The sequence below is a fragment of the Flagellimonas meridianipacifica genome (genome assembly GCF_003001695.1).
GTDB lineage: Bacteria > Bacteroidota > Bacteroidia > Flavobacteriales > Flavobacteriaceae > Flagellimonas > Flagellimonas meridianipacifica.
Map to the genome: position 1 here is coordinate 513281 of NZ_PVYX01000001.1, position 17914 is coordinate 531194.

Consider the following 17914-nt stretch of genomic DNA (forward strand, 5'->3'; position numbering starts at 1 on the left):
GTATAAGATTTTCGAATAATGCTTGGTAGAATACGAAATAGCTTTTTTACTAGAATCCTCTGGGGATTTATTGGGCTTTACCTTCTCAATATGAGTGTTGATAGTTCAGACCCCTTCCCAGATTATATCCCAGAAGACCTGTCTTTCAATGACCAAGAAAGCATTATTGAAATTTTGGTAGAACAGGTTTTAGGTTTTGAAAATGCTTTTGAGGAGTATGATGACCATGATACAGAAGACCACAACAAAAAAAAGAATATAAAGATTGAACTATTGGTTCATACAACCAAAAACAAGGAAATCACACATCGATACCTCACTGAAAAAGAAATGCTTTGCCTTCATTATGAAGCCAGATTAACCAAAGGCTTCAAAGAAATAGATTCTCCTCCGCCCAAAGCTTGATTTGTTTTTTATGATTCTAAAATCCCTATGACCAAAAGGACGTAGGGATAATTCTTAATGCTTAAAACAAATCAAAAATGAATATCAAAATAAAAACTATGCTAATCATTGTATTGGCATACCCAACCTATGGAGTATCCCAAAAAACTGATAACGAGAAAGATCTTCTCTATATTCAACAAGTTGAAGACCATAAAGAACCTGATAAGGTTTTACATGCCGAACCCCTTTACATTGATTTGATACGCGACTTGGGAGCAAGAAAAGGCGAAAAAGAATGGAACATAGGATTAGGGCTTACCGATAATTTGAAATTCGATTCTTACGAAGCTTTAATAGAGTATGAATGGGCTCCTATAAACAGATTGGGATTGGAAGTCGAATTGCCTTTTACCTTTTATTCCCCAGTAAACGGGACGGTAAGAGATTCGGTCCCATCCAACCAATTGAATAGTATAAAAATTGCTGCTCAATGGTCATTCTTTGTAAGCGAACCAATGGCTACTTCAATGGCGCTAGGATACATAAACGAGTTTGAACTCTCAGAATTCAGAAATTTAGGAAGGCCCTTCATTAAAGGAAATATTTACAATCCCTTCTTAGTAGTGGCCAAGCGCTGGGGGAATAACTTTCATTCATTGATATATACAGGTCCTCTGATAGAGCAAAACTTCGATTCTAATAGGTTTCACACTACGTATGACATCAATAGCAGTTTTCATTACATGATTTCGGGCACAAGAAACTTTCTGGGTGTTGAGTTTAACAAGACCATCTTAAAAAAAGACTTTGACATGACAGTTCGACCTCAGATGAGACTGGGAATTGCAGATAATTTGTTAATCGGAATTATTGCAGGAATTCCGGTAAGTAGGGAAAATCAAAGGTTAAGCTCCTTTGTTCGGTTGATATGGGAACCCGGGCATAAAAAAGAATAAACAGGAACTCCCACAGGGTATAGACGTAATGCGGGAAAAAAGTTCAAATAGAGTACTTTGCACCTATTAAAGCTTTGGTGTCGGACAAGAATCACATTGGAATCCCGCATTTCGTTTATACGAGGTTATTAACTTTAGGCCCAGAGAAACATTGTTGATGATAATTCATATTCCCGTGAAACCCAGAATTGAAATATTACCAGAAAAGAAGCTAGTAGGAAATACAATGTCCATGAGTATTTCCCACAATAAAACAGGCCAGCTTTGGGGACAGTTTGGTCCAAAAATCCACGAAATAAATAATCGTATATCTCGCGATAAGATTTCAATGCAGGTTTATCCGTTATCCTACTTCGACTCCTTCAATCCCATGGCTGAGTTCGAAAAGTGGGCTGCTGTAGAAGTTGAAGATTTTGCAAATGTTCCACAAGGGATGGAGACCTTCGTTTTGCAAGAAGGGCTTTATGCCGTTTTTGATTATAAAGGGTTAAGTTCGGATAACTCTATATTCCAGTACATTTTTACCGAATGGTTACCTAGTTCAAAATATGTTCTAGATAATAGACCTCATTTTGAAGTACTGGGTCCCAATTATAAGAACAACGACCCCGAATCTGAAGAAGAAATCTGGATTCCGATAAAGCCGGTATCCGAAACTTAATCATGTAGTTACAAACCATTGTTTACTTTTACGAAAAAACCATGCTTTCCAAAATTTACAACATTAAGAATCTAAGAGGTGATTTTACTGGAGGTCTAGTTGCCGGTGTTGTTGCTTTACCCTTAGCCCTAGCGTTTGGGGTTCAATCTGGAATGGGAGCTACAGCGGGTCTTTATGGAGCCATTGCCGTAGGAATCTTTGCTGCTTTGTTCGGAGGAACGGAAACTCAAGCCAGTGGTCCAACCGGTCCAATGACTGTGGTCTCTGCCGCTTTGGTTGCAACTGCCATAGAAATGAACGGCAGTCTGGAGAGTGCGCTTCCTATCATCTTGGCCACTTTTTTGGCAGGAGGGCTTTTTCAAGTGATTTTTGGATTCATGAATATTGCGAGCTACGTAAAATACTTTCCCTATCCTGTGGTTTCGGGTTTTATGAGTGGTGTAGGGTTGATTATCGTCATTTTACAGCTTTTTCCTTTTGCCGGGCTTGATTCAGCTAAATCTACAGTAACGGTCATACAAAATTTTCCTAGCCTTTTTGCTGAGGCGAACATCTACGCATTACTCTTAGGGGGAGTGACGATTGCCATCTATTTTCTCTTTCCAAAACTCACAAAGGCCATTCCCAGTGCATTGGTTGCCATGATTGTAGCTACCCTAATTGCGTATTTTACCAAAATGGATGTTCCTGTAATTGGAGAAATACCCTCAGGACTCCCCTCTTTTCAACTTGGAGGAATTCTAACCATTGATTCTGGAGCGTACTCCACAATTTTGGAGTATGGATTGGTACTTGCTGTACTGGGCAGTATTGACTCCCTATTGACTTCCGTTATTGCAGACAACATTACGAAGACCAAACACAACAGTAATAGGGAACTTATTGGTCAGGGTATTGGAAACATGTTAGCCGCGGCCATTGGAGGAATCCCAGGAGCTGGTGCTACCAAAGGAACCGTGGTAAACATCAATGCAGGTGGTAGAACAAGGCTATCTGGAATTCTTCATGGTGTTTTCCTTCTTGCGGTCCTTCTAGGTCTTGGTCAACTTGCAGCTCATATCCCATTATGTGTGCTAGCCGGTTTACTAATTCCCATTGGTTTTAAAATCGTTGACTTCAAAGGTTTAAAACACTTGACAAAAGTACCGAGGGCCGATGCCATCGTCCTTGTAATTGTTTTGCTAATCACAACATTTGGCAGCTTGATTTATGCAGTAGGTATCGGTGTAACTCTTGCCTGTCTGTTATTTATGAAAAAATCAGGTGATATTAGTGAAAATGGGATGGAAGTAGGTAGCATTTCAGATATGGACGGTTCTAAACCTTGGCAAGATGAGCAGGAGTTTTACGAAGAATACAAAGATAAAGTCATTATCAAACACCTGTATGGTCCATTGTTTTTTGGCTTTACTTCGTACTTTAAAGACCAAATAAGCAACCTTCCAAAAGACATTACTGCAATTATTTTGAGAATGGACAGGGTTCCTTATATAGATCAGTCCGGTTTGTACACTTTGGAAGGAATTATCTTTGATTTACGTAAACAGAACATCGAAGTCATTCTTGTAGGCCTTAAAGAACAACCTTTGGATATGCTTAAAGCTGTTGACATTATTCCAGATCTTGTCCCTGAAGAAGACATATTCCAGAATATTGGGAACAGTTTTAGCTACCTACGGGAAAAGCTAAAAGAAGAAAATACTGTTTCATAAGACAAGAATGGCATAATCCTCGACTGAACGTTTCATTTTCTTTTTCAAAGTCTAATATCAATTCTATAAAGGTTTGTTGCATTTACAACAATCCATTACCTTGCCGTTACAAAACCAATAATACATGAACAATTCAGAGGACCTGGAACGGTTGGCTGAAGCAGAGATTCGGCTGTCCTATTTCTTAGCAGAGCAAATCAAGAATTCTACTACCTATTTCGGTTATCCAGAAGTTCCCGAAAATAATGATCTTTCCATTCTGGGGATTAGTAGTCTGGCCAAATTACATCTGAACAATGCGGGTGATCCATGGGTACACGGAAATGCCAAAATGCATACTAAGGAATTTGAGCAAGAAGCGTTGGATTTTGTTGCCCATCTCTATGGAATTGAAGATAATTACTGGGGCTACATCACCAGCGGCGGAACAGAGGGCAATTTATACGGCATGTACACAGGTCGTGATTACCTTGCCAACCAAGGAAAGCGCCCCGTTTTTTTATTTTCATCATCAAGTCATTATTCTATCCCCAAGAACGCACATCTGCTGGGTATAAAAGCTCTCCAAGTTTCAGCACAGACAAGTGGCGAAATGGATTATGACGACTTAGCAAAAAAGCTGAAAACCATAGAAAATCAAGATGGTATTATAGTCAACCTGAATTTGGGAACAACCATGACAGGGGCCATGGATTCTTTAACTCAAATTAATACGGTCATTAATGATTTAGGCATTCCCAGAGATAGGGTTTTTATTCATGCGGATGCCGCTTTAATGGGATTTATTTATCCTTTTCTGGAAAATGCAGAGTCTTTATTTGAAAATGGGGTGAACAGCATTGCGATTTCGGGTCATAAGTTTCCTGGGGCCATACACCCCTGTGGCATTGTTTTAAGCCAGAAAAAAGTACACGACATAGCTTTTGGTGAAAACTGGGTGCCTTATGTAGGAACGAAGGATACAACCATAAGCGGTTCGCGCAATGGTTTTTTGGCCCTGAATCTTTGGTATATTTTTCAGAAAAAAGGAATTCAAGGTTTTAGGGATGAAGGTATGCAGTGCATTGAAAATGCCAAATACCTTACACAGAAACTAAAGGATATGAACTATCCAGATGTTTTCCATTTTCCCAATCAAATCATAGTTACTTTCAAAAATCCTATCCCTGCCCTGGTTCGGAAATATCAATTGGCCACACAAGGAGATATGGCCCATGTGGTGGTCATGCAGCATATTACCAAATCCCGGATTGATAGTTTTTGTAAAGACTTGATGAAAAATATAGTGTAGCAGCATTGAGTACAATAAATAGGTCAAGATGAAACGATTACAGCTTTTTGAATTCGAGGATTTTGATTGGTTACCACTTGACCTACGTTCTGGAGCTACAAACCTCATCAAGGTTCTTCACCGTTTAGTAGGTACTTCTGAGGTATTGTCCAACCTAATTCTAAGTGTAAGGGAAAAAGTTGATTTTAATCAAATTGTGGATTTGGGCTCTGGTTCTGGAGGACCTATGATTGAAACCATATGGAAAATCAATGAGGAAAGACAAGACTCCCAAGTTAACTTGTTATTAACTGACCTATATCCAAATACCAAAACCATTGCGGACATTAATGCTTTAAACCTTTCTAATGTTTCCTATCATCCTGAATCATTGGATGCGCAGAAAATGGATACCGCTCCTGAAGGGCTTAAAACCATGATTGCTAGTTTTCATCACATGAGACCATCCATTGCCAAACAGATTTTGGATAAGGCCGAACATAGCGGTGAGCCCCTGTTGATTTACGAAATTGCCAAAAACAACGTTCCCATACTAATTTGGTGGATTCTTCTTCCCATTTCACTTATAATCCTGGTGATCATGTCCTTGTGCATGACTCTTTTTGTAAGACCCCTAAGAGCGAAGCAACTCCTTTTTACCTATCTGATTCCATTGATTCCCATAATCTATGCATGGGATGGACAAGCCTCATTAATGAGAACCTATACATTCAAGGACGTTGAGGAGTTATTAGGAGAACGAAAAAACGAAAAATATGTATGGGAGATAAGTGATGCTAAAAAAAGAAATGGTAAAAATGCAGGATACTACATTCTAGGATATCCTGTCAAATAATAATCTACCACAAGATTATTTAATCATCTTCAAATTGATTATCTCCTGCTCGGTAAGATGTCGCCAATGTCCACGGGGCAAGTCTTTTTTGGTCAAACCGGCAAAGACCACCCGGTCCAACTTGATGACGTTGTAGCCCAAGTGTTCAAAAATCCGACGGACTATGCGGTTACGTCCGCTATGGATAATTACCCCTATCTCTTTTTTGGGAGCACCTTGAACATAGCTTACATCATCCACCTGAACAGGTCCATCTTCCAATTCCAATCCTTCTTGGATTTTATGTAGGTCGGACATGCTCAAATTGTTGTCCAAGGTAACCTGATACATTTTTCGAACGCCATGTCGTGGATGTGTGAGTTTAGTTGTCAAATCACCATCGTTGGTAAACAACAAAAGGCCTGTGGTGTTTCTATCCAAACGACCCACGGGCAATAAACGCGATTTGGAGGCACTGGACACCAGTTCCATTACCGTACGCCTACCCTTTTCATCATTGGTGGTTGTGATAAAGTTTTTGGGTTTGTTTAAAAGAACGTATTCCTTTTTCTCTGGATTCAATTTTCTGCCATCAAACCGCACATCGTCCGAGCGTTTTACTTTGTAACCCATTTCCGTAATTACTTTTCCGTTTACGGTTACATTCCCTGCTGCGATATAGGTGTCCGCTTCCCTACGGGAACAAATCCCGGCATTGGCAATATATCGGTTCAATCTAATTTCATCTGGATTGGAAGAACGATTGTTTTTTTGTTGCCTGCCTGAAGGGTTGGATTTTTTTGAAAATGGCTTTCGTTGAAACCCTTTTTGAGAAGTACGGGAAGGTCTCTTGCCTCCTTTGTTGAAGTCTGATTTCGCCATCAGTCATAATTTTTGGCAAATGTAGATAATCCCTTTAAATAACCCTAGTAAATATGTTGTTGAAAGCAAGGGAACTGGGTCCACTTTCACCCGAGGTAAATGAAAGGTATCGACTATATTTACAAGGCAAATCAAAACAACCATGTTCAAAAGAATTCTTGTATTCCTGTTGCTGGTCGTTCCGGCCATTTCTTTCGCTCAAAAAAAGGTGTTGGATCACATCGATTATGATATTTGGAGCACTGTCCAAGACGAAGCTATAGCTCCAAATGGCTCCCATATCCTTTATAGTCTCTGGAAAGGAGAAAAAGACCATTTCTTCAAAGTTCAAGATGCTAAAGGAAAGTACGTATTGGAATACGACCGTGGAAAAGAAGGGCATTTCACTTACGATTCAAACTACGTTGTTTTTACAATCAATGCATGGAAAGACAGTGTTATGGACATGCAAAGAAGAAGGGTTAAAAAGGATAAGCTCCCTAAAGACTCTTTGGGAATTTTCAATCTAAAAACCAAAAGCCTACAAAAGATTGGACATATCAAGTCTTTTAAGATTCCTGAGAAATGGTCCGGCTATCTAGCCTACCAATTGGAGGAAATCAAAAAAGAGAAAGAGAAGGAAGAAAAGGATTCGGTAAGCGAATCAAAAAAGAAAAAGGATAAACCCAAAAAAGTTGGAAAGAAAACTGGATACCATCTGGTAGTTCTGAATCTAGAAACCAAAACCCGGGACACCTTAAAGTTTGTTACGGACTACGTCTTCGCCAAAAAAGGAAAATGGTTGGCCTATGCTACCACAGGGGAGACAAAGGATAGCGATGCAGGTGTTTTTGTCCGCAATCTAGAAACCAATGAAACGCTAAACTTACACGGAGCCCCAAAGGCCAAGTATTTCCAACTTGGATTTAGTGAATCCGGTAAAAATTTCGGTTTCATAGCAGATACAGACACGACCAAAGTACAGCTAAGACCCAACCAGCTTTATGTATGGCAAGAAGGAAATTCTAAAGCCGAAAAAGTCATGGACAACGCTATGAGCCCAGAAGGTTATGTGGTCTCTAAACATGGAGAAATACATTTTTCCAAAGACGAGTCTAAAATGTACTTTGGATTAGCCAGACCCCCTATTGAAAAAGATACCTCCTTGCTGGAAGAAGAAATTGTGAATGTAGAAGTTTGGACCTATGATGAACCTCGGTTGTATACCGTTCAGGAGTTGCAGTTAAAAAATGATTCCATTCAATCCTTTTCAACGGTTTATCATTTGGGTGACAAAAAAACAATCCCACTAGCCAATAGCACTTATGAAGATATTGATTTAGGAGATAAGGGAAATGCTGGATTAGCTTTGATTCGAAACGCCAAACCATATGATTTATCCAGCCAATGGACAGCGAGACGCTATTATGATTACAAAGTAATCAACACTAGCTCTGGAAAAACAGAACATGAGTTCAAGAAAGTACCCCGATTGCAAATAAGTCCGAAAGGGAACTATGGATACTCTTATAGTAGAGTGGATAGTACATGGGTTAGTTATAGTCTTATGACGGGAAAGCAAACTTCTTTGACCAAAGACCTCGTTTCCTATAGTGAGGAGAACGATTACCCCAATTATCCATTTCCTTATGGATTTGCAGGGTGGACTCAAGATGACGAACACTTTTTGGTCTATGATCGATATGATATCTGGAAAATACATCCAGACACCGGAGCAAAAGTAAAGTTGACTGATGGCAGGGATTCCAAAACTGTATATCGTTATTTGGATTTGGATGAAGAAGAAGAGGCTATCGATTTCAGTAAACCCTTGCTTTTTAGCACTTTTAACGAAACAACTAAAGATGCTGGCTATTCCAAGTTTAATCCCAAAAACAATAAGGTTACTTCTTTAATTTCGGGACCTTACCGCTACTCTTCTCCCAAGAAGGCCTTGTTAGACGATGCTTTGATATTCACCCGTCAGTCATTTGAAGAATTTCCAGATTTGCGAATTACGGACCTAAGTTTCAAGAAACAAATCAAGCTGAGCAATGCCAATCCGCAGCAAACAGACTACAATTGGGGCACTATTGAACTGATGGACTGGATTTCCTTGGATGGAAAAAAACTTCAAGGTATGTTGGTAAAACCTGAGAATTTTGACCCCAACAAGAAATATCCGCTTCTGGTAAACTTCTATGAAAAGAGTTCTGATGGCATCCACAGACACCGATATCCGAAAGCTGAGCGTTCTTCAATAAACTATAGTTTTTATACCAGTAGAGGGTACATCATTTTTAACCCGGATGTGGAATATCGAGTGGGTTATCCTGGAGAAAGTGCATACAACTGCGTCATTCCTGGAGTCACCTCCTTGGTGGAAAAAGGTTTTATAGATAAGGACAACATAGGTGTGCAAGGGCATAGTTGGGGAGGCTACCAAATTGCCTATTTGGTTACCAAAACTGATATTTTTAAAGCAGCCGAAGCAGGGGCACCAGTTCCCAACATGATAAGTGCCTATGGTGGTATACGATGGTGGACTGGCCTAAGCAGACAGTTTCAATATGAGCATACCCAAAGTAGAATAGGTGGCACCCCTTGGGAATACCCTTCGCGGTATATAGAAAACTCACCCATATTCAATGTGGATAAGATTAATACCCCTTTGTTGGTCATGCACAATGATGCCGATGGCCATGTGCCATGGTATCAAGGCATTGAATTTTTTGTGAGTTTACGTCGTTTGGGAAAACCATCTTGGTTCCTAAATTATAATGGAGAGCCCCATTGGCCTTTAAAAATGCAAAACCGAAAGGATTTCAGTATTCGAATGGCCCAATATTTTGATTACTATTTGAAAGGAGATGGAAAACCCTCATGGATGGACAGAGGGGTTCCACCTATTGAAAAAGGAATCCGTCAGGGGTATGAATTATTGGATAAAGGTTCCGATTAAATACCCTATCATTTCTTTTTAGGATGAACAATAAAGATTACTTCGCTCATTTATATGATATCGCCAGTCATTTAAACAAGGAGTACTCTTTGCATTCAGCGCTCAGTAAATCCCTTGAAAAAACAGCTGAAATACTGGATTTGGAAACAGGATGGATTTGGCTTACCGAACCAGACAACAAGTCTGTTTATCTAGCCGTTTCCCATAATCTACCACCTGCTCTTAGCAACTATCCTGAACGTCTGTCGGGCTGGTGCTACTGCATAAAACAGTATTTGTCGGATGATATGGAAGAAGCGGTAAATATCTCAGAAATCGCTTGTTCTCGGTTAAAGGATATCAATTCTGGCACGAACGACTTGAGATTTCATGCCACAATCCCGATTATCATTGAAGGCCAAAAAGTTGGATTAATAAATCTGCTGAGCAGGGAGTCTAGAAAATTGAATGAACAACAGCTTACCATTTTGAATACTATTGGGGAATTGGTTGGCACCTGCATCCAGCGAGCTCGCCTACAAACATCGTTTGGAAGAAAAGAAATCAACCCAAAATCCGACCTAGGGCGGGTATCCGAAGGAGTAATTCTTCCCAAGTTAGAATCAATAATTACTTCATTACAAAGTGGAATGGGTGATAGCCTCAAAGTAAAAGCCGCTTTGCAGGAATTGATTCATCTTCAAAAAGATTTAAACCAGCTTTTGTTTGAATCCAATACATTGAAGGATAACAAGAATCCATCCAATGCATTCAGCTATCCCAAAAATCCAATTACGAAACGTGAGCTTCAAGTACTCACGCTAATCAAAGATGGTCTTACCAATGAAGCCATCGGCAACAGATTGCACATTACAGAAAGAACTGTGAAGTTTCATATTACCTCAATTCTATCCAAACTAAACGCCAAAAATAGAACCGAAGCTATAGATATAGCTTTAAAAAGAGGTCTCTTTAGTGTCTAAACCGATTTTGTACTTGAATTAACTGTACTAAAGTACAGGTCGTTTTCTGTACGGAGGTTCATTTTTCATATTCTGCTCTATTTGGAAATTTGCTCTGAACAAAAACAACGTACCATGAAGCAGCAGATATACTTAGAACATGCCAACATCACAGTCAATAATATTCAAGAAGCAATAAAATTCTTTCAAGTTGCCTTTCCTCATTTTAAGATACGAGGAGCCGGAAATGACCTTCGGGAATGGGTCCATCTAGGTGATGATTACACCTATATTGCAATCAATCAAGCCATAAACAAACATACAAAGGCGGAGAAGAATTATGCCAAAGTGGGTATTAACCATATTGGTTTTGTAGTCCCTAATGTTGAAGAAATAGCGAAAAATCTATTAGAGCATGGGTACAAACGTGACTATCCTAAACAAGTGGAGCAATTTAGAATACGGGATTACTTTGCGGATGCAGATGGAAACCAATATGAGTTTGTGCAGTACCTCAGCGAACTCCATGAAGAGAGAAACAGGTATAGCAACTAAAAGTTGAAACAATCAAAAACGATGGAAAGGGCAACAAAACACTATGTTTTGATGTCCTTTTTTAGCAAAAGGAATAATCAGAATAACTAATCTTTTATTTTAACGGTGGATTGCCGTTCTCGATTTACGGTAAGCTGTGTTACATCCGGTCTGGAATAATGGCCCACAGGGTCAAAATTTTGATGTTCTTGGTACACTCGATTAATATCCAAAGTATGGTAAATCAACCCTTCTGTACCAACAACAGGCTCAACTTCCCATTCTCCATCAGGTCCCGCAATACAAGAGCCCCCATCTGCCAACACCTGTGGAGCTTTTTCCAGAATAGCATTTAAGTGAGGTGTATCCTTTGGAAAATTATCCACGTGCATCAAAGAGGAAACTGAAATAACATAACCGCGGGATTCACGAGCAATAAACCGGGTAATATCCTTGGTATTGTGTAGCCCGCCGGGCCACACTGCTACGTGCAAATTCTCACCTTGGGCATAAAGCGCTGTACGTGGCAAGGGCATCCAATTTTCCCAGCAATTCAAGCCTCCCACAGTGAACTTTTTTAATGCATGAACCTTAAGTCCGTTTCCATCACCTGGAGCCCAAGTAAGGCGCTCATCATAAGTGGGTTGCAGTTTACGATGCACTGATTGAATTTCTCCGTTGGAATCAATATAGACCAAAGAACAATATAGACTATGCCCACCTCTATCCTTGGCGCGTTCCATCATTCCTAAGTAAATTGCTATGCTTTTTTCCTTGGCCAATTGGCACAATGTATCCAATTCCTCGGCCTCAATCTGAATGGAATTTCGGGTATAATGCGCATGCAATTCCTTGTTCACCTTTAAATCCCATGCTGCTCCATCGGTATGGGCCAGCCAAAAAGGATATCCTGGTAGAAATGCCTCTCCGAATACTACTAGTTCTGCCCCATTATCCGCAGCTTCTGCGACCGTGCTTATGGTTTTCTCAAGAGTAGCTTTCTTGTTTAACCAGACCGGCGAAATCTGCGCTATGGCCACTTTAAGTTTGTCTTCCATTATAAAATTCGGTTTAATACGAGGTCTACATCAATAAGGAGAATACTGAAAACTCCTCCCACAATGATGAACTTTAAAATATTGTGGAGCCAAACATAATGCTTTTTGCCACTGGCCTTCGCCAACAAAATGATAAAAAGTGTCAAGAGTCCAATACATATCCAGAAGTAAAGGTACATATAGCCTACATCAAAAACTTGTATAAGAAGCAGTGCGGGAACTAGGGTCAAAAAAATCAAAAACCCTATAATTCCCTTTGAAACTTTGGTGCCGTATAATATGGGAACGGTTTTATAATTCTGAGCCATATCGCCCGCCATATTTTCCAAGTCTTTTATCAGCTCCCTGGCCAGGATAAGTAGAAAGAGAAATACCGCGTGCACAAAAATTACAGTTTCAAAGTTTCTGTAGTACACAAATACCACAAAAAATGGCGCTATGGCCAAAGTAGCCGAAACCAAGTTCCCTAAAAAAGGAATGCGTTTGAGTTTATGTGAGTAAATCCAAATTCCAAAAATATAAGCCGAAAAGAAGAATACCGCCCTGAAGGAAATATAACTTGCTGCGAAAACCGCCAAAAAATTGAGGATAAAGTATGTAGTCAGTTTAAATCGCTGACTTACCAATCTATCCAGCATACTCTTCGTAGGTTTGTTTATTAAATCTTTTTCCGCATCATAAAAATTGTTGATAATGTATCCACTGGCTATGACCAAGGCTGATGCAGTAACGATTAAAAAGAGGTTAAAATCAAAAACGACTTCTCTTAACGGAAGATCGGGTGAAAGTATATAAATGGAAGTGAGGTATTGGGCTAAGGTAATGATTAGAATGTTGTAACCACGAACAACCGAAAACAAACTCAATAGCTTGAAAAGCAAGAGTTTATTTTTTCTACTAAGCATGTGATGGGATTAGAAGTTGTATACCACTTCCAATTTATGGCCGCTCAACGCTTTTTTAGCCTTGTCCAAATCCTGGGTGAATCCAAGTATATATCCACCACCACCGGAACCGCAAAGCTTAAGGTAATACTCATTGCTTTCTATCCCTTTTTGCCACAAGTCATGAAATTTAGAGGGAATCATGGGTTTGAAGTTGTCCAAAACCACATTTGAAAGTTCTTTAAGATTTCCAAAAAGCGATTTTACATTACCGCTAAGAAAATCCTCTACACAAGCATCCGTATGTTTAATGAACTGGTCTTTGAGCATATTTCTGAAGCCCTCTTGCTTCATTTTCTCCATAAAAATCTGCACCATAGGAGCCGTCTCACCTGTCATTCCACTATCCAATAAAAAAACAGCACCCTTTCCTTCCTTATTTTGGGAAGGGATACTGGTGGATTCTATATTATCCTTGGAATTTATTAAGATTGGTAGGCTCAAATAGCTATTCAATGGGTCTAGACCAGAAGACTTTCCATGAAAGAAAGATTCCATTTTGGAGAAGATGGATTTCAGGGTAAGTAGTTTTTCACGGGTCAAATTCTCCAGAACCGTGATTTTATTATTGGCATACTTATCATAAATCGCAGCCACTAAAGCGCCGCTACTACCAATACCGTATCCCTGCGGAATGGAGCTGTCGAAGTACATCCCCTCAGCCACGTCGGCCTCCAATTTGGGAAAGTCGAAAGAAACCAAATCAGGCTCATGGGATTCCATTTCCTTCAAATAATCCACAAACCGCTTTAGGCTTTCATTGGATGCTTTAGCTGAATCGGAAAGGTTCCCATCGGTTTTCAAAGCGCCTTTAAAAAAGTTGTAAGGGATGGAAAGTCCTTTGGAATCCTTTATGATTCCATACTCGCCAAAAAGTAAAATCTTAGAGTAAAAAAGTGGCCCTTTCATATGCTAAAAAGATTTTGTTTAACCTTTTTCAAAATAAAGATAAACAAAAAAGTTGGTTTTACTTCAATTAGGTTATAGTTTAAAACAACAATAACGTTTCCAATGCCCAGAGATTATGCTATTCTTCAAATAATTGCTTAGCTCCGGTTCCAATTTGGTCGCAAATATAGTGTCCATTCTCACAATGCGCAACCAGTTCATCCTTAATAAATTGAATTGCTTTTTCCTTTACTGATTCTGGATACAAAACATGCACATTGGCTCCGGCATCCAAAGTAAAACATATCGGCACATTGGTCTCTTTGCGAAATCTCCAAAGTTTATTAATGATTTCCAGGGTATCTGGCATCATAAGAATAAAATAGGGCATGCTGGTCATCATCATGGCATGTAGGGTCAATGCTTCACTTTCCACTAGCTGCATAAAACCCTGAAGGTCTCCTTCTTCTAGAATCGGCTTCAATTTATCCAAGTTCAAATGTGCTTGTTCAAACCGCTTTTCAGCATAGGGATGATCGTGCATTAAATTATGGCCCACTGTACTGCCCACTTGTTTTTGTCCCTTATGCACAAGTAATATGGTGTCCTGATAGTTTTTGAAAATTGGGTCTACTACAAAAGGATATTTTATGCCATACAAATCCGAACTCATTTCTAGGCCTTGGTGATGGCCCCATTGCACCAAATCGCCTTCAATGCTTCTGCAAGCACTTCCCGAACCCAATCGAGCTAAAAAAGAGGCTTTTTTCTTAAAAAAATCGAGTTCCATATCCTGAATTTTGCTTTCAATGCTCAAAAAACATAACGCTAATGCAGACATACCACTGGCAGAAGAAGCTATACCACTACTATGAGGAAATGAGTTGGAAGTTTCTATGACAAAGTGATACTTTTTCAAAAAGGGCAAGTAAGGTTCTATCCGCTCCAAAAAAGTTTGAATCTTGGGTTTAAAATCCTCTTTGGGCTTACCTTCAAACAATAAATCGAATGAAAAGCCATTGGAATCAACTTTCTTTTTAGTGTACGAAACCTGTGTTATGGTCGCACTAACATCAAGCGTGAAGCTTATGGAGGGATTGGCTGGAATTTGATTGGCTTTTTTACCCCAATATTTCACCAAAGCAATATTACTAGGTGCCTTCCAGCCCACTTTTCCCTTTTCAGGAAAGTTGGTATATGCTTTTGGTATAAACTCAGTTTCCGTCATCCAATAAAAATTTGAGCAAATATAGCTATGCTTTGGCAGCCCAAATGGAAGAATGAAATAAATTGTTATTTTAGAGAGCCAACACCCGTCATGAAAAAGAAAGTCACTTATATCGGTATTGCCGTACTTGTTTGCCTGTTTATTGGCTTTCTTTCCAGCTTTGCTACGCAGAGCTCTGTGAATACTTGGTACACCACCTTGAACAAACCCAGTTTTAATCCTCCAAATGCAGTTTTTGCTCCCGTCTGGACCGTGCTTTATGTTTTAATGGGAGTCGCTGCAGGTATTGTATGGTCCAAAGGTTTTCATCATATATGGGTGAAAACGGCGCTGTACCATTTCGGGTTTCAACTTTTGTTCAACGCCCTGTGGAGTATTGTGTTTTTTGGATTTAAAAATCCGTTTTGGGCATTAATTGTCATCCTAACCCTTTTGACGCTTATTATCCTCACCATTCGTTGGTTCAGGGTTGTCAGTAAGGTAGCTGCGCTTCTCTTGGTTCCCTATTTACTGTGGGTTGGTTTCGCAACACTACTGAATTTTTCCATCTGGAGACTTAACTAAGAATCCAGAAGCTCCTGTAGTTTTTCCATGGTTTTTAGGTTGCGGGTCGTAGCTTCCACCCCCAGTTTGTTCTCTATAAAATTATTGTTGAGTTTTGAGTTTCTGTAGTTATCTGAAAAACTCAAATACACGCAATTCTCGGTAAAATGAAAGTTCTCATTCTCAAATTGGTATTTCTTGAAATCGGATACCTTTTCTGAATCGGGAGTAGTTTTTAGTAAAGTGAAAAACATTAAGTTCTTTTCAGGTTTTTCAGCAAAAGGATTGTTGTCCAAAAGGTTTCGCAATTCCCCGGCGGTAATCACCAAAACAGGAACTTGAAACCCAAATTTGTCCTCAATAAGCTGCTTAATCTTTTTAGCAAGTTCCAGAGAGGTCTGACTTTTGGTTTGAAAAATTATATTACCACTTTGAATATAGGTTTGAACTTCCTGGAATCCGTTGCAAGACAATACTTCTCTAAGTTCTGCCATTTTTATTTTTTTATGCCCTCCTACGTTGATCCCCCTTAAAAGGGCTATGTGTTTTTTCATCGATTGAATTTTAAGTTTTGATCGGACAACTCCGATTTATTTTAGTAAATTCAGCGATGTTAAATTAACCAAAAATGAGTCAGTATATACTTGCCTTAGATCAAGGCACTACCAGTTCCAGAGCAGTTGTGGTAGACAAACAGGGAACCATTGTTTCAGTTGCCCAAAAAGAATTTACACAGATTTTTCCAAAACCGGGATGGGTAGAGCACGATGCAACAGAAATATGGGCCACTCAGGCAGGAATGGCAGCGGAAGCTGTTAGCAAGAAGGGAATAAAGGGAGACCAAATTGCTGCCATTGGAATAACAAATCAAAGGGAAACGGTAGTGGTTTGGGACAAAAATACTGGCGAACCCGTCTATAACGCCATTGTTTGGCAAGACAAACGTACATCCGCCTATTGCGATGAACTGAAGCAACAAGGCAAATCTGAAATGATTCGAGAAAAAACAGGTTTGGTCATTGACTCTTATTTTTCGGGAACTAAGGTTAAGTGGATACTGGACAATGTAGAAGGGGCCCGCGAAAAAGCGGAAGCTGGAGATTTGGTCCTTGGCACCATTGACACTTGGCTCATTTGGAAAATGACAGAGGGCAAGCTACATGTTACTGATGTCACCAATGCTTCCCGCTCGCTTATTTTCAATATCAACACCATGGATTGGGACGATGAACTGTTGGAACTATTGACCATTCCAAAAAGCATGCTTCCTGAAGTAAAACAATCCAGTGAAGTCTACGGACATACAGGACCCAATTTTTTTGCAGCCAAAATTCCAATCTCGGGTATTGCCGGGGATCAACAGGCTGCATTGTTTGGTCAAATGTGCACCAAGCAAGGTATGGTAAAAAACACTTACGGTACTGGTTGTTTTATGCTGATGAATATTGGTGAAAAACCTATTGTGTCCAAAAACAATCTTCTTACAACCGTAGCTTGGAAAATCAATGGAAAAACAGAATATGCGCTAGAAGGAAGTATTTTCATCGCTGGTGCCGTTGTACAATGGCTTCGAGATAGCCTTAAAGTCATAAAGAATTCATCAGATGTTGAAGATTTGGCAGGTTCCATTGATTCATCCGAAGGGGTGTATTTTGTTCCAGCTTTTGCCGGTCTAGGCGCACCACATTGGAATCAATATGCCCAAGGGACCATTTTTGGTTTAACCCGTGGAAGCACAGATGCCCATATTGCTAGGGCAGCTTTGGAATCCATCGCCTACCAAACCATGGATATTTTAAAGGCCATGGAAGCGGATTCGGGCATATCTATTAAAGAACTTCGCGTGGATGGAGGCGCAACCGTAAATAATATGTTGATGCAGTTTCAAGCTGATGTATTGAATACAGTTGCCGTTCGACCGAAAATAGTGGAAACCACGGTCATGGGAGCAGCGTATCTAGCAGGTTTGGCAGTAGGCTTTTGGGAAAGTGCTGAGGAAATCCAGAAAATTTGGGAAACCGATGTGCGCTTTACTCCAACCGAAGAACGAGAAGTCATCGAAAATGGAATAAAGGGCTGGTATCGTGCTATTGAAGCATTGGAGCATTGGACCAAAACCAATTAATATCATTTT

17 protein-coding genes are annotated in these 17914 nt (G+C 39.8%); 11 read left to right on the forward strand and 6 right to left on the reverse strand.

Annotated elements, in window-relative coordinates:
• Window positions 1–18: 18 nt before the first annotated feature.
• The 6 genes from CLV81_RS02240 (at window position 19) to CLV81_RS02265 (ending at window position 5842) form a co-directional block, all read left to right on the forward strand.
• Window positions 19–405 (forward strand): hypothetical protein, encoded by a 387-nt coding sequence (locus tag CLV81_RS02240; protein WP_106143435.1) that lies wholly within the window; start codon window positions 19–21, stop codon window positions 403–405.
• 77 nt (window positions 406–482) lie between these two features.
• Window positions 483–1343 (forward strand): HAEPLYID family protein, encoded by an 861-nt coding sequence (locus tag CLV81_RS02245; RefSeq protein WP_106143436.1) that lies wholly within the window; start codon window positions 483–485, stop codon window positions 1341–1343.
• 157 nt (window positions 1344–1500) lie between these two features.
• A complete protein-coding gene (locus tag CLV81_RS02250) occupies window positions 1501–2004 on the forward strand; it encodes a GyrI-like domain-containing protein (RefSeq protein ID WP_211297981.1) in 504 nt (167 codons plus the stop codon).
• A gap of 41 nt (window positions 2005–2045) precedes the next feature.
• Complete coding sequence (locus CLV81_RS02255) at window positions 2046–3716, forward strand: SulP family inorganic anion transporter (protein ID WP_106143437.1); 1671 nt, start codon at window positions 2046–2048, stop codon at window positions 3714–3716.
• Between the two features lie 124 nt (window positions 3717–3840).
• A complete protein-coding gene (locus tag CLV81_RS02260; protein WP_106143438.1) occupies window positions 3841–5007 on the forward strand; it encodes a histidine decarboxylase in 1167 nt (388 codons plus the stop codon).
• Window positions 5008–5035: 28 nt separating this feature from the next.
• The gene (locus CLV81_RS02265) at window positions 5036–5842 is read left to right on the forward strand and encodes a hypothetical protein (RefSeq protein ID WP_106143439.1); all 807 of its coding nucleotides are present in this window, start codon (window positions 5036–5038) and stop codon (window positions 5840–5842) included.
• A 15-nt stretch (window positions 5843–5857) separates the two neighbouring features.
• On the opposite strand, the gene CLV81_RS02270 is transcribed toward CLV81_RS02265, so the two are convergent.
• Window positions 5858–6703, reverse strand: coding sequence for a pseudouridine synthase (locus CLV81_RS02270; protein WP_106143440.1), 846 nt, complete (start codon window positions 6701–6703; stop codon window positions 5858–5860).
• 142 nt (window positions 6704–6845) lie between these two features.
• Between CLV81_RS02270 and CLV81_RS02275 the strand changes: the two genes are divergently transcribed.
• The 3 genes from CLV81_RS02275 to CLV81_RS02285 all read left to right on the forward strand — a co-directional run bounded on the left by CLV81_RS02275 (window position 6846) and on the right by CLV81_RS02285 (window position 11140).
• The gene (locus CLV81_RS02275; RefSeq protein WP_106143441.1) at window positions 6846–9644 is read left to right on the forward strand and encodes an alpha/beta hydrolase family protein; all 2799 of its coding nucleotides are present in this window, start codon (window positions 6846–6848) and stop codon (window positions 9642–9644) included.
• 23 nt (window positions 9645–9667) lie between these two features.
• On the forward strand, window positions 9668–10606 hold the full coding sequence (locus CLV81_RS02280; RefSeq protein WP_106143442.1) for a LuxR C-terminal-related transcriptional regulator: 939 nt from the start codon (window positions 9668–9670) through the stop codon (window positions 10604–10606).
• Between the two features lie 114 nt (window positions 10607–10720).
• Window positions 10721–11140 (forward strand): VOC family protein, encoded by a 420-nt coding sequence (locus tag CLV81_RS02285; RefSeq protein ID WP_106143443.1) that lies wholly within the window; start codon window positions 10721–10723, stop codon window positions 11138–11140.
• A gap of 86 nt (window positions 11141–11226) precedes the next feature.
• On the opposite strand, the gene CLV81_RS02290 is transcribed toward CLV81_RS02285, so the two are convergent.
• From CLV81_RS02290 to CLV81_RS02305, 4 genes are all read right to left on the reverse strand, one after another.
• The gene (locus CLV81_RS02290) at window positions 11227–12177 is read right to left on the reverse strand and encodes a carbon-nitrogen hydrolase family protein (protein ID WP_106143444.1); all 951 of its coding nucleotides are present in this window, start codon (window positions 12175–12177) and stop codon (window positions 11227–11229) included.
• Window positions 12177–13082, reverse strand: a complete 906-nt coding sequence (locus CLV81_RS02295; RefSeq protein ID WP_106143445.1) for a geranylgeranylglycerol-phosphate geranylgeranyltransferase — start codon at window positions 13080–13082, stop codon at window positions 12177–12179. The genes CLV81_RS02290 and CLV81_RS02295 overlap by 1 nt, the downstream gene beginning before the upstream one ends.
• A 9-nt stretch (window positions 13083–13091) precedes the next feature.
• Window positions 13092–14030: a mevalonate kinase family protein gene (locus tag CLV81_RS02300; protein ID WP_106143446.1), complete on the reverse strand. Its 939-nt coding sequence runs from the start codon at window positions 14028–14030 to the stop codon at window positions 13092–13094.
• A gap of 118 nt (window positions 14031–14148) precedes the next feature.
• The gene (locus CLV81_RS02305) at window positions 14149–15237 is read right to left on the reverse strand and encodes a diphosphomevalonate decarboxylase (RefSeq protein WP_106143447.1); all 1089 of its coding nucleotides are present in this window, start codon (window positions 15235–15237) and stop codon (window positions 14149–14151) included.
• 90 nt (window positions 15238–15327) lie between these two features.
• Between CLV81_RS02305 and CLV81_RS02310 the strand changes: the two genes are divergently transcribed.
• Entirely contained in the window at window positions 15328–15801 is a 474-nt protein-coding gene (locus CLV81_RS02310) for a TspO/MBR family protein (protein WP_106144873.1), read from the forward strand.
• Here the strand turns inward: CLV81_RS02310 and CLV81_RS02315 are convergent.
• Window positions 15798–16334: a DUF1697 domain-containing protein gene (locus CLV81_RS02315; RefSeq protein WP_106143448.1), complete on the reverse strand. Its 537-nt coding sequence runs from the start codon at window positions 16332–16334 to the stop codon at window positions 15798–15800. The two genes, CLV81_RS02310 and CLV81_RS02315, sit on opposite strands and share 4 nt — an antisense overlap.
• A 74-nt stretch (window positions 16335–16408) precedes the next feature.
• Between CLV81_RS02315 and glpK the strand changes: the two genes are divergently transcribed.
• Window positions 16409–17905, forward strand: coding sequence for a glycerol kinase GlpK (gene glpK, locus CLV81_RS02320; RefSeq protein WP_106143449.1), 1497 nt, complete (start codon window positions 16409–16411; stop codon window positions 17903–17905).
• The last annotated feature ends 9 nt before the right edge of the window (window positions 17906–17914 follow it).

What these genes read in the sequence shown, in the direction of transcription:
- CLV81_RS02245 (WP_106143436.1), top strand. Translation starts at nt 483, where the DNA reads ATGAATATCAAAATAAAAACTATGCTAATCATTGTATTGGCATACCCA.
- CLV81_RS02250 (WP_211297981.1), top strand. Translation starts at nt 1,501, where the DNA reads ATGATAATTCATATTCCCGTGAAACCCAGAATTGAAATATTACCAGAA.
- CLV81_RS02305 (WP_106143447.1), bottom strand. Translation starts at nt 15,237, where the DNA reads ATGACGGAAACTGAGTTTATACCAAAAGCATATACCAACTTTCCTGAA.
- CLV81_RS02315 (WP_106143448.1), bottom strand. Translation starts at nt 16,334, where the DNA reads ATGAAAAAACACATAGCCCTTTTAAGGGGGATCAACGTAGGAGGGCAT.
- CLV81_RS02280 (WP_106143442.1), top strand. Translation starts at nt 9,668, where the DNA reads ATGAACAATAAAGATTACTTCGCTCATTTATATGATATCGCCAGTCAT.
- CLV81_RS02310 (WP_106144873.1), top strand. Translation starts at nt 15,328, where the DNA reads ATGAAAAAGAAAGTCACTTATATCGGTATTGCCGTACTTGTTTGCCTG.
- CLV81_RS02260 (WP_106143438.1), top strand. Translation starts at nt 3,841, where the DNA reads ATGAACAATTCAGAGGACCTGGAACGGTTGGCTGAAGCAGAGATTCGG.
- CLV81_RS02240 (WP_106143435.1), top strand. Translation starts at nt 19, where the DNA reads ATGCTTGGTAGAATACGAAATAGCTTTTTTACTAGAATCCTCTGGGGA.
- CLV81_RS02255 (WP_106143437.1), top strand. Translation starts at nt 2,046, where the DNA reads ATGCTTTCCAAAATTTACAACATTAAGAATCTAAGAGGTGATTTTACT.
- glpK (WP_106143449.1), top strand. Translation starts at nt 16,409, where the DNA reads ATGAGTCAGTATATACTTGCCTTAGATCAAGGCACTACCAGTTCCAGA.
- CLV81_RS02270 (WP_106143440.1), bottom strand. Translation starts at nt 6,703, where the DNA reads ATGGCGAAATCAGACTTCAACAAAGGAGGCAAGAGACCTTCCCGTACT.
- CLV81_RS02285 (WP_106143443.1), top strand. Translation starts at nt 10,721, where the DNA reads ATGAAGCAGCAGATATACTTAGAACATGCCAACATCACAGTCAATAAT.
- CLV81_RS02295 (WP_106143445.1), bottom strand. Translation starts at nt 13,082, where the DNA reads ATGCTTAGTAGAAAAAATAAACTCTTGCTTTTCAAGCTATTGAGTTTG.
- CLV81_RS02265 (WP_106143439.1), top strand. Translation starts at nt 5,036, where the DNA reads ATGAAACGATTACAGCTTTTTGAATTCGAGGATTTTGATTGGTTACCA.
- CLV81_RS02300 (WP_106143446.1), bottom strand. Translation starts at nt 14,030, where the DNA reads ATGAAAGGGCCACTTTTTTACTCTAAGATTTTACTTTTTGGCGAGTAT.
- CLV81_RS02290 (WP_106143444.1), bottom strand. Translation starts at nt 12,177, where the DNA reads ATGGAAGACAAACTTAAAGTGGCCATAGCGCAGATTTCGCCGGTCTGG.
- CLV81_RS02275 (WP_106143441.1), top strand. Translation starts at nt 6,846, where the DNA reads ATGTTCAAAAGAATTCTTGTATTCCTGTTGCTGGTCGTTCCGGCCATT.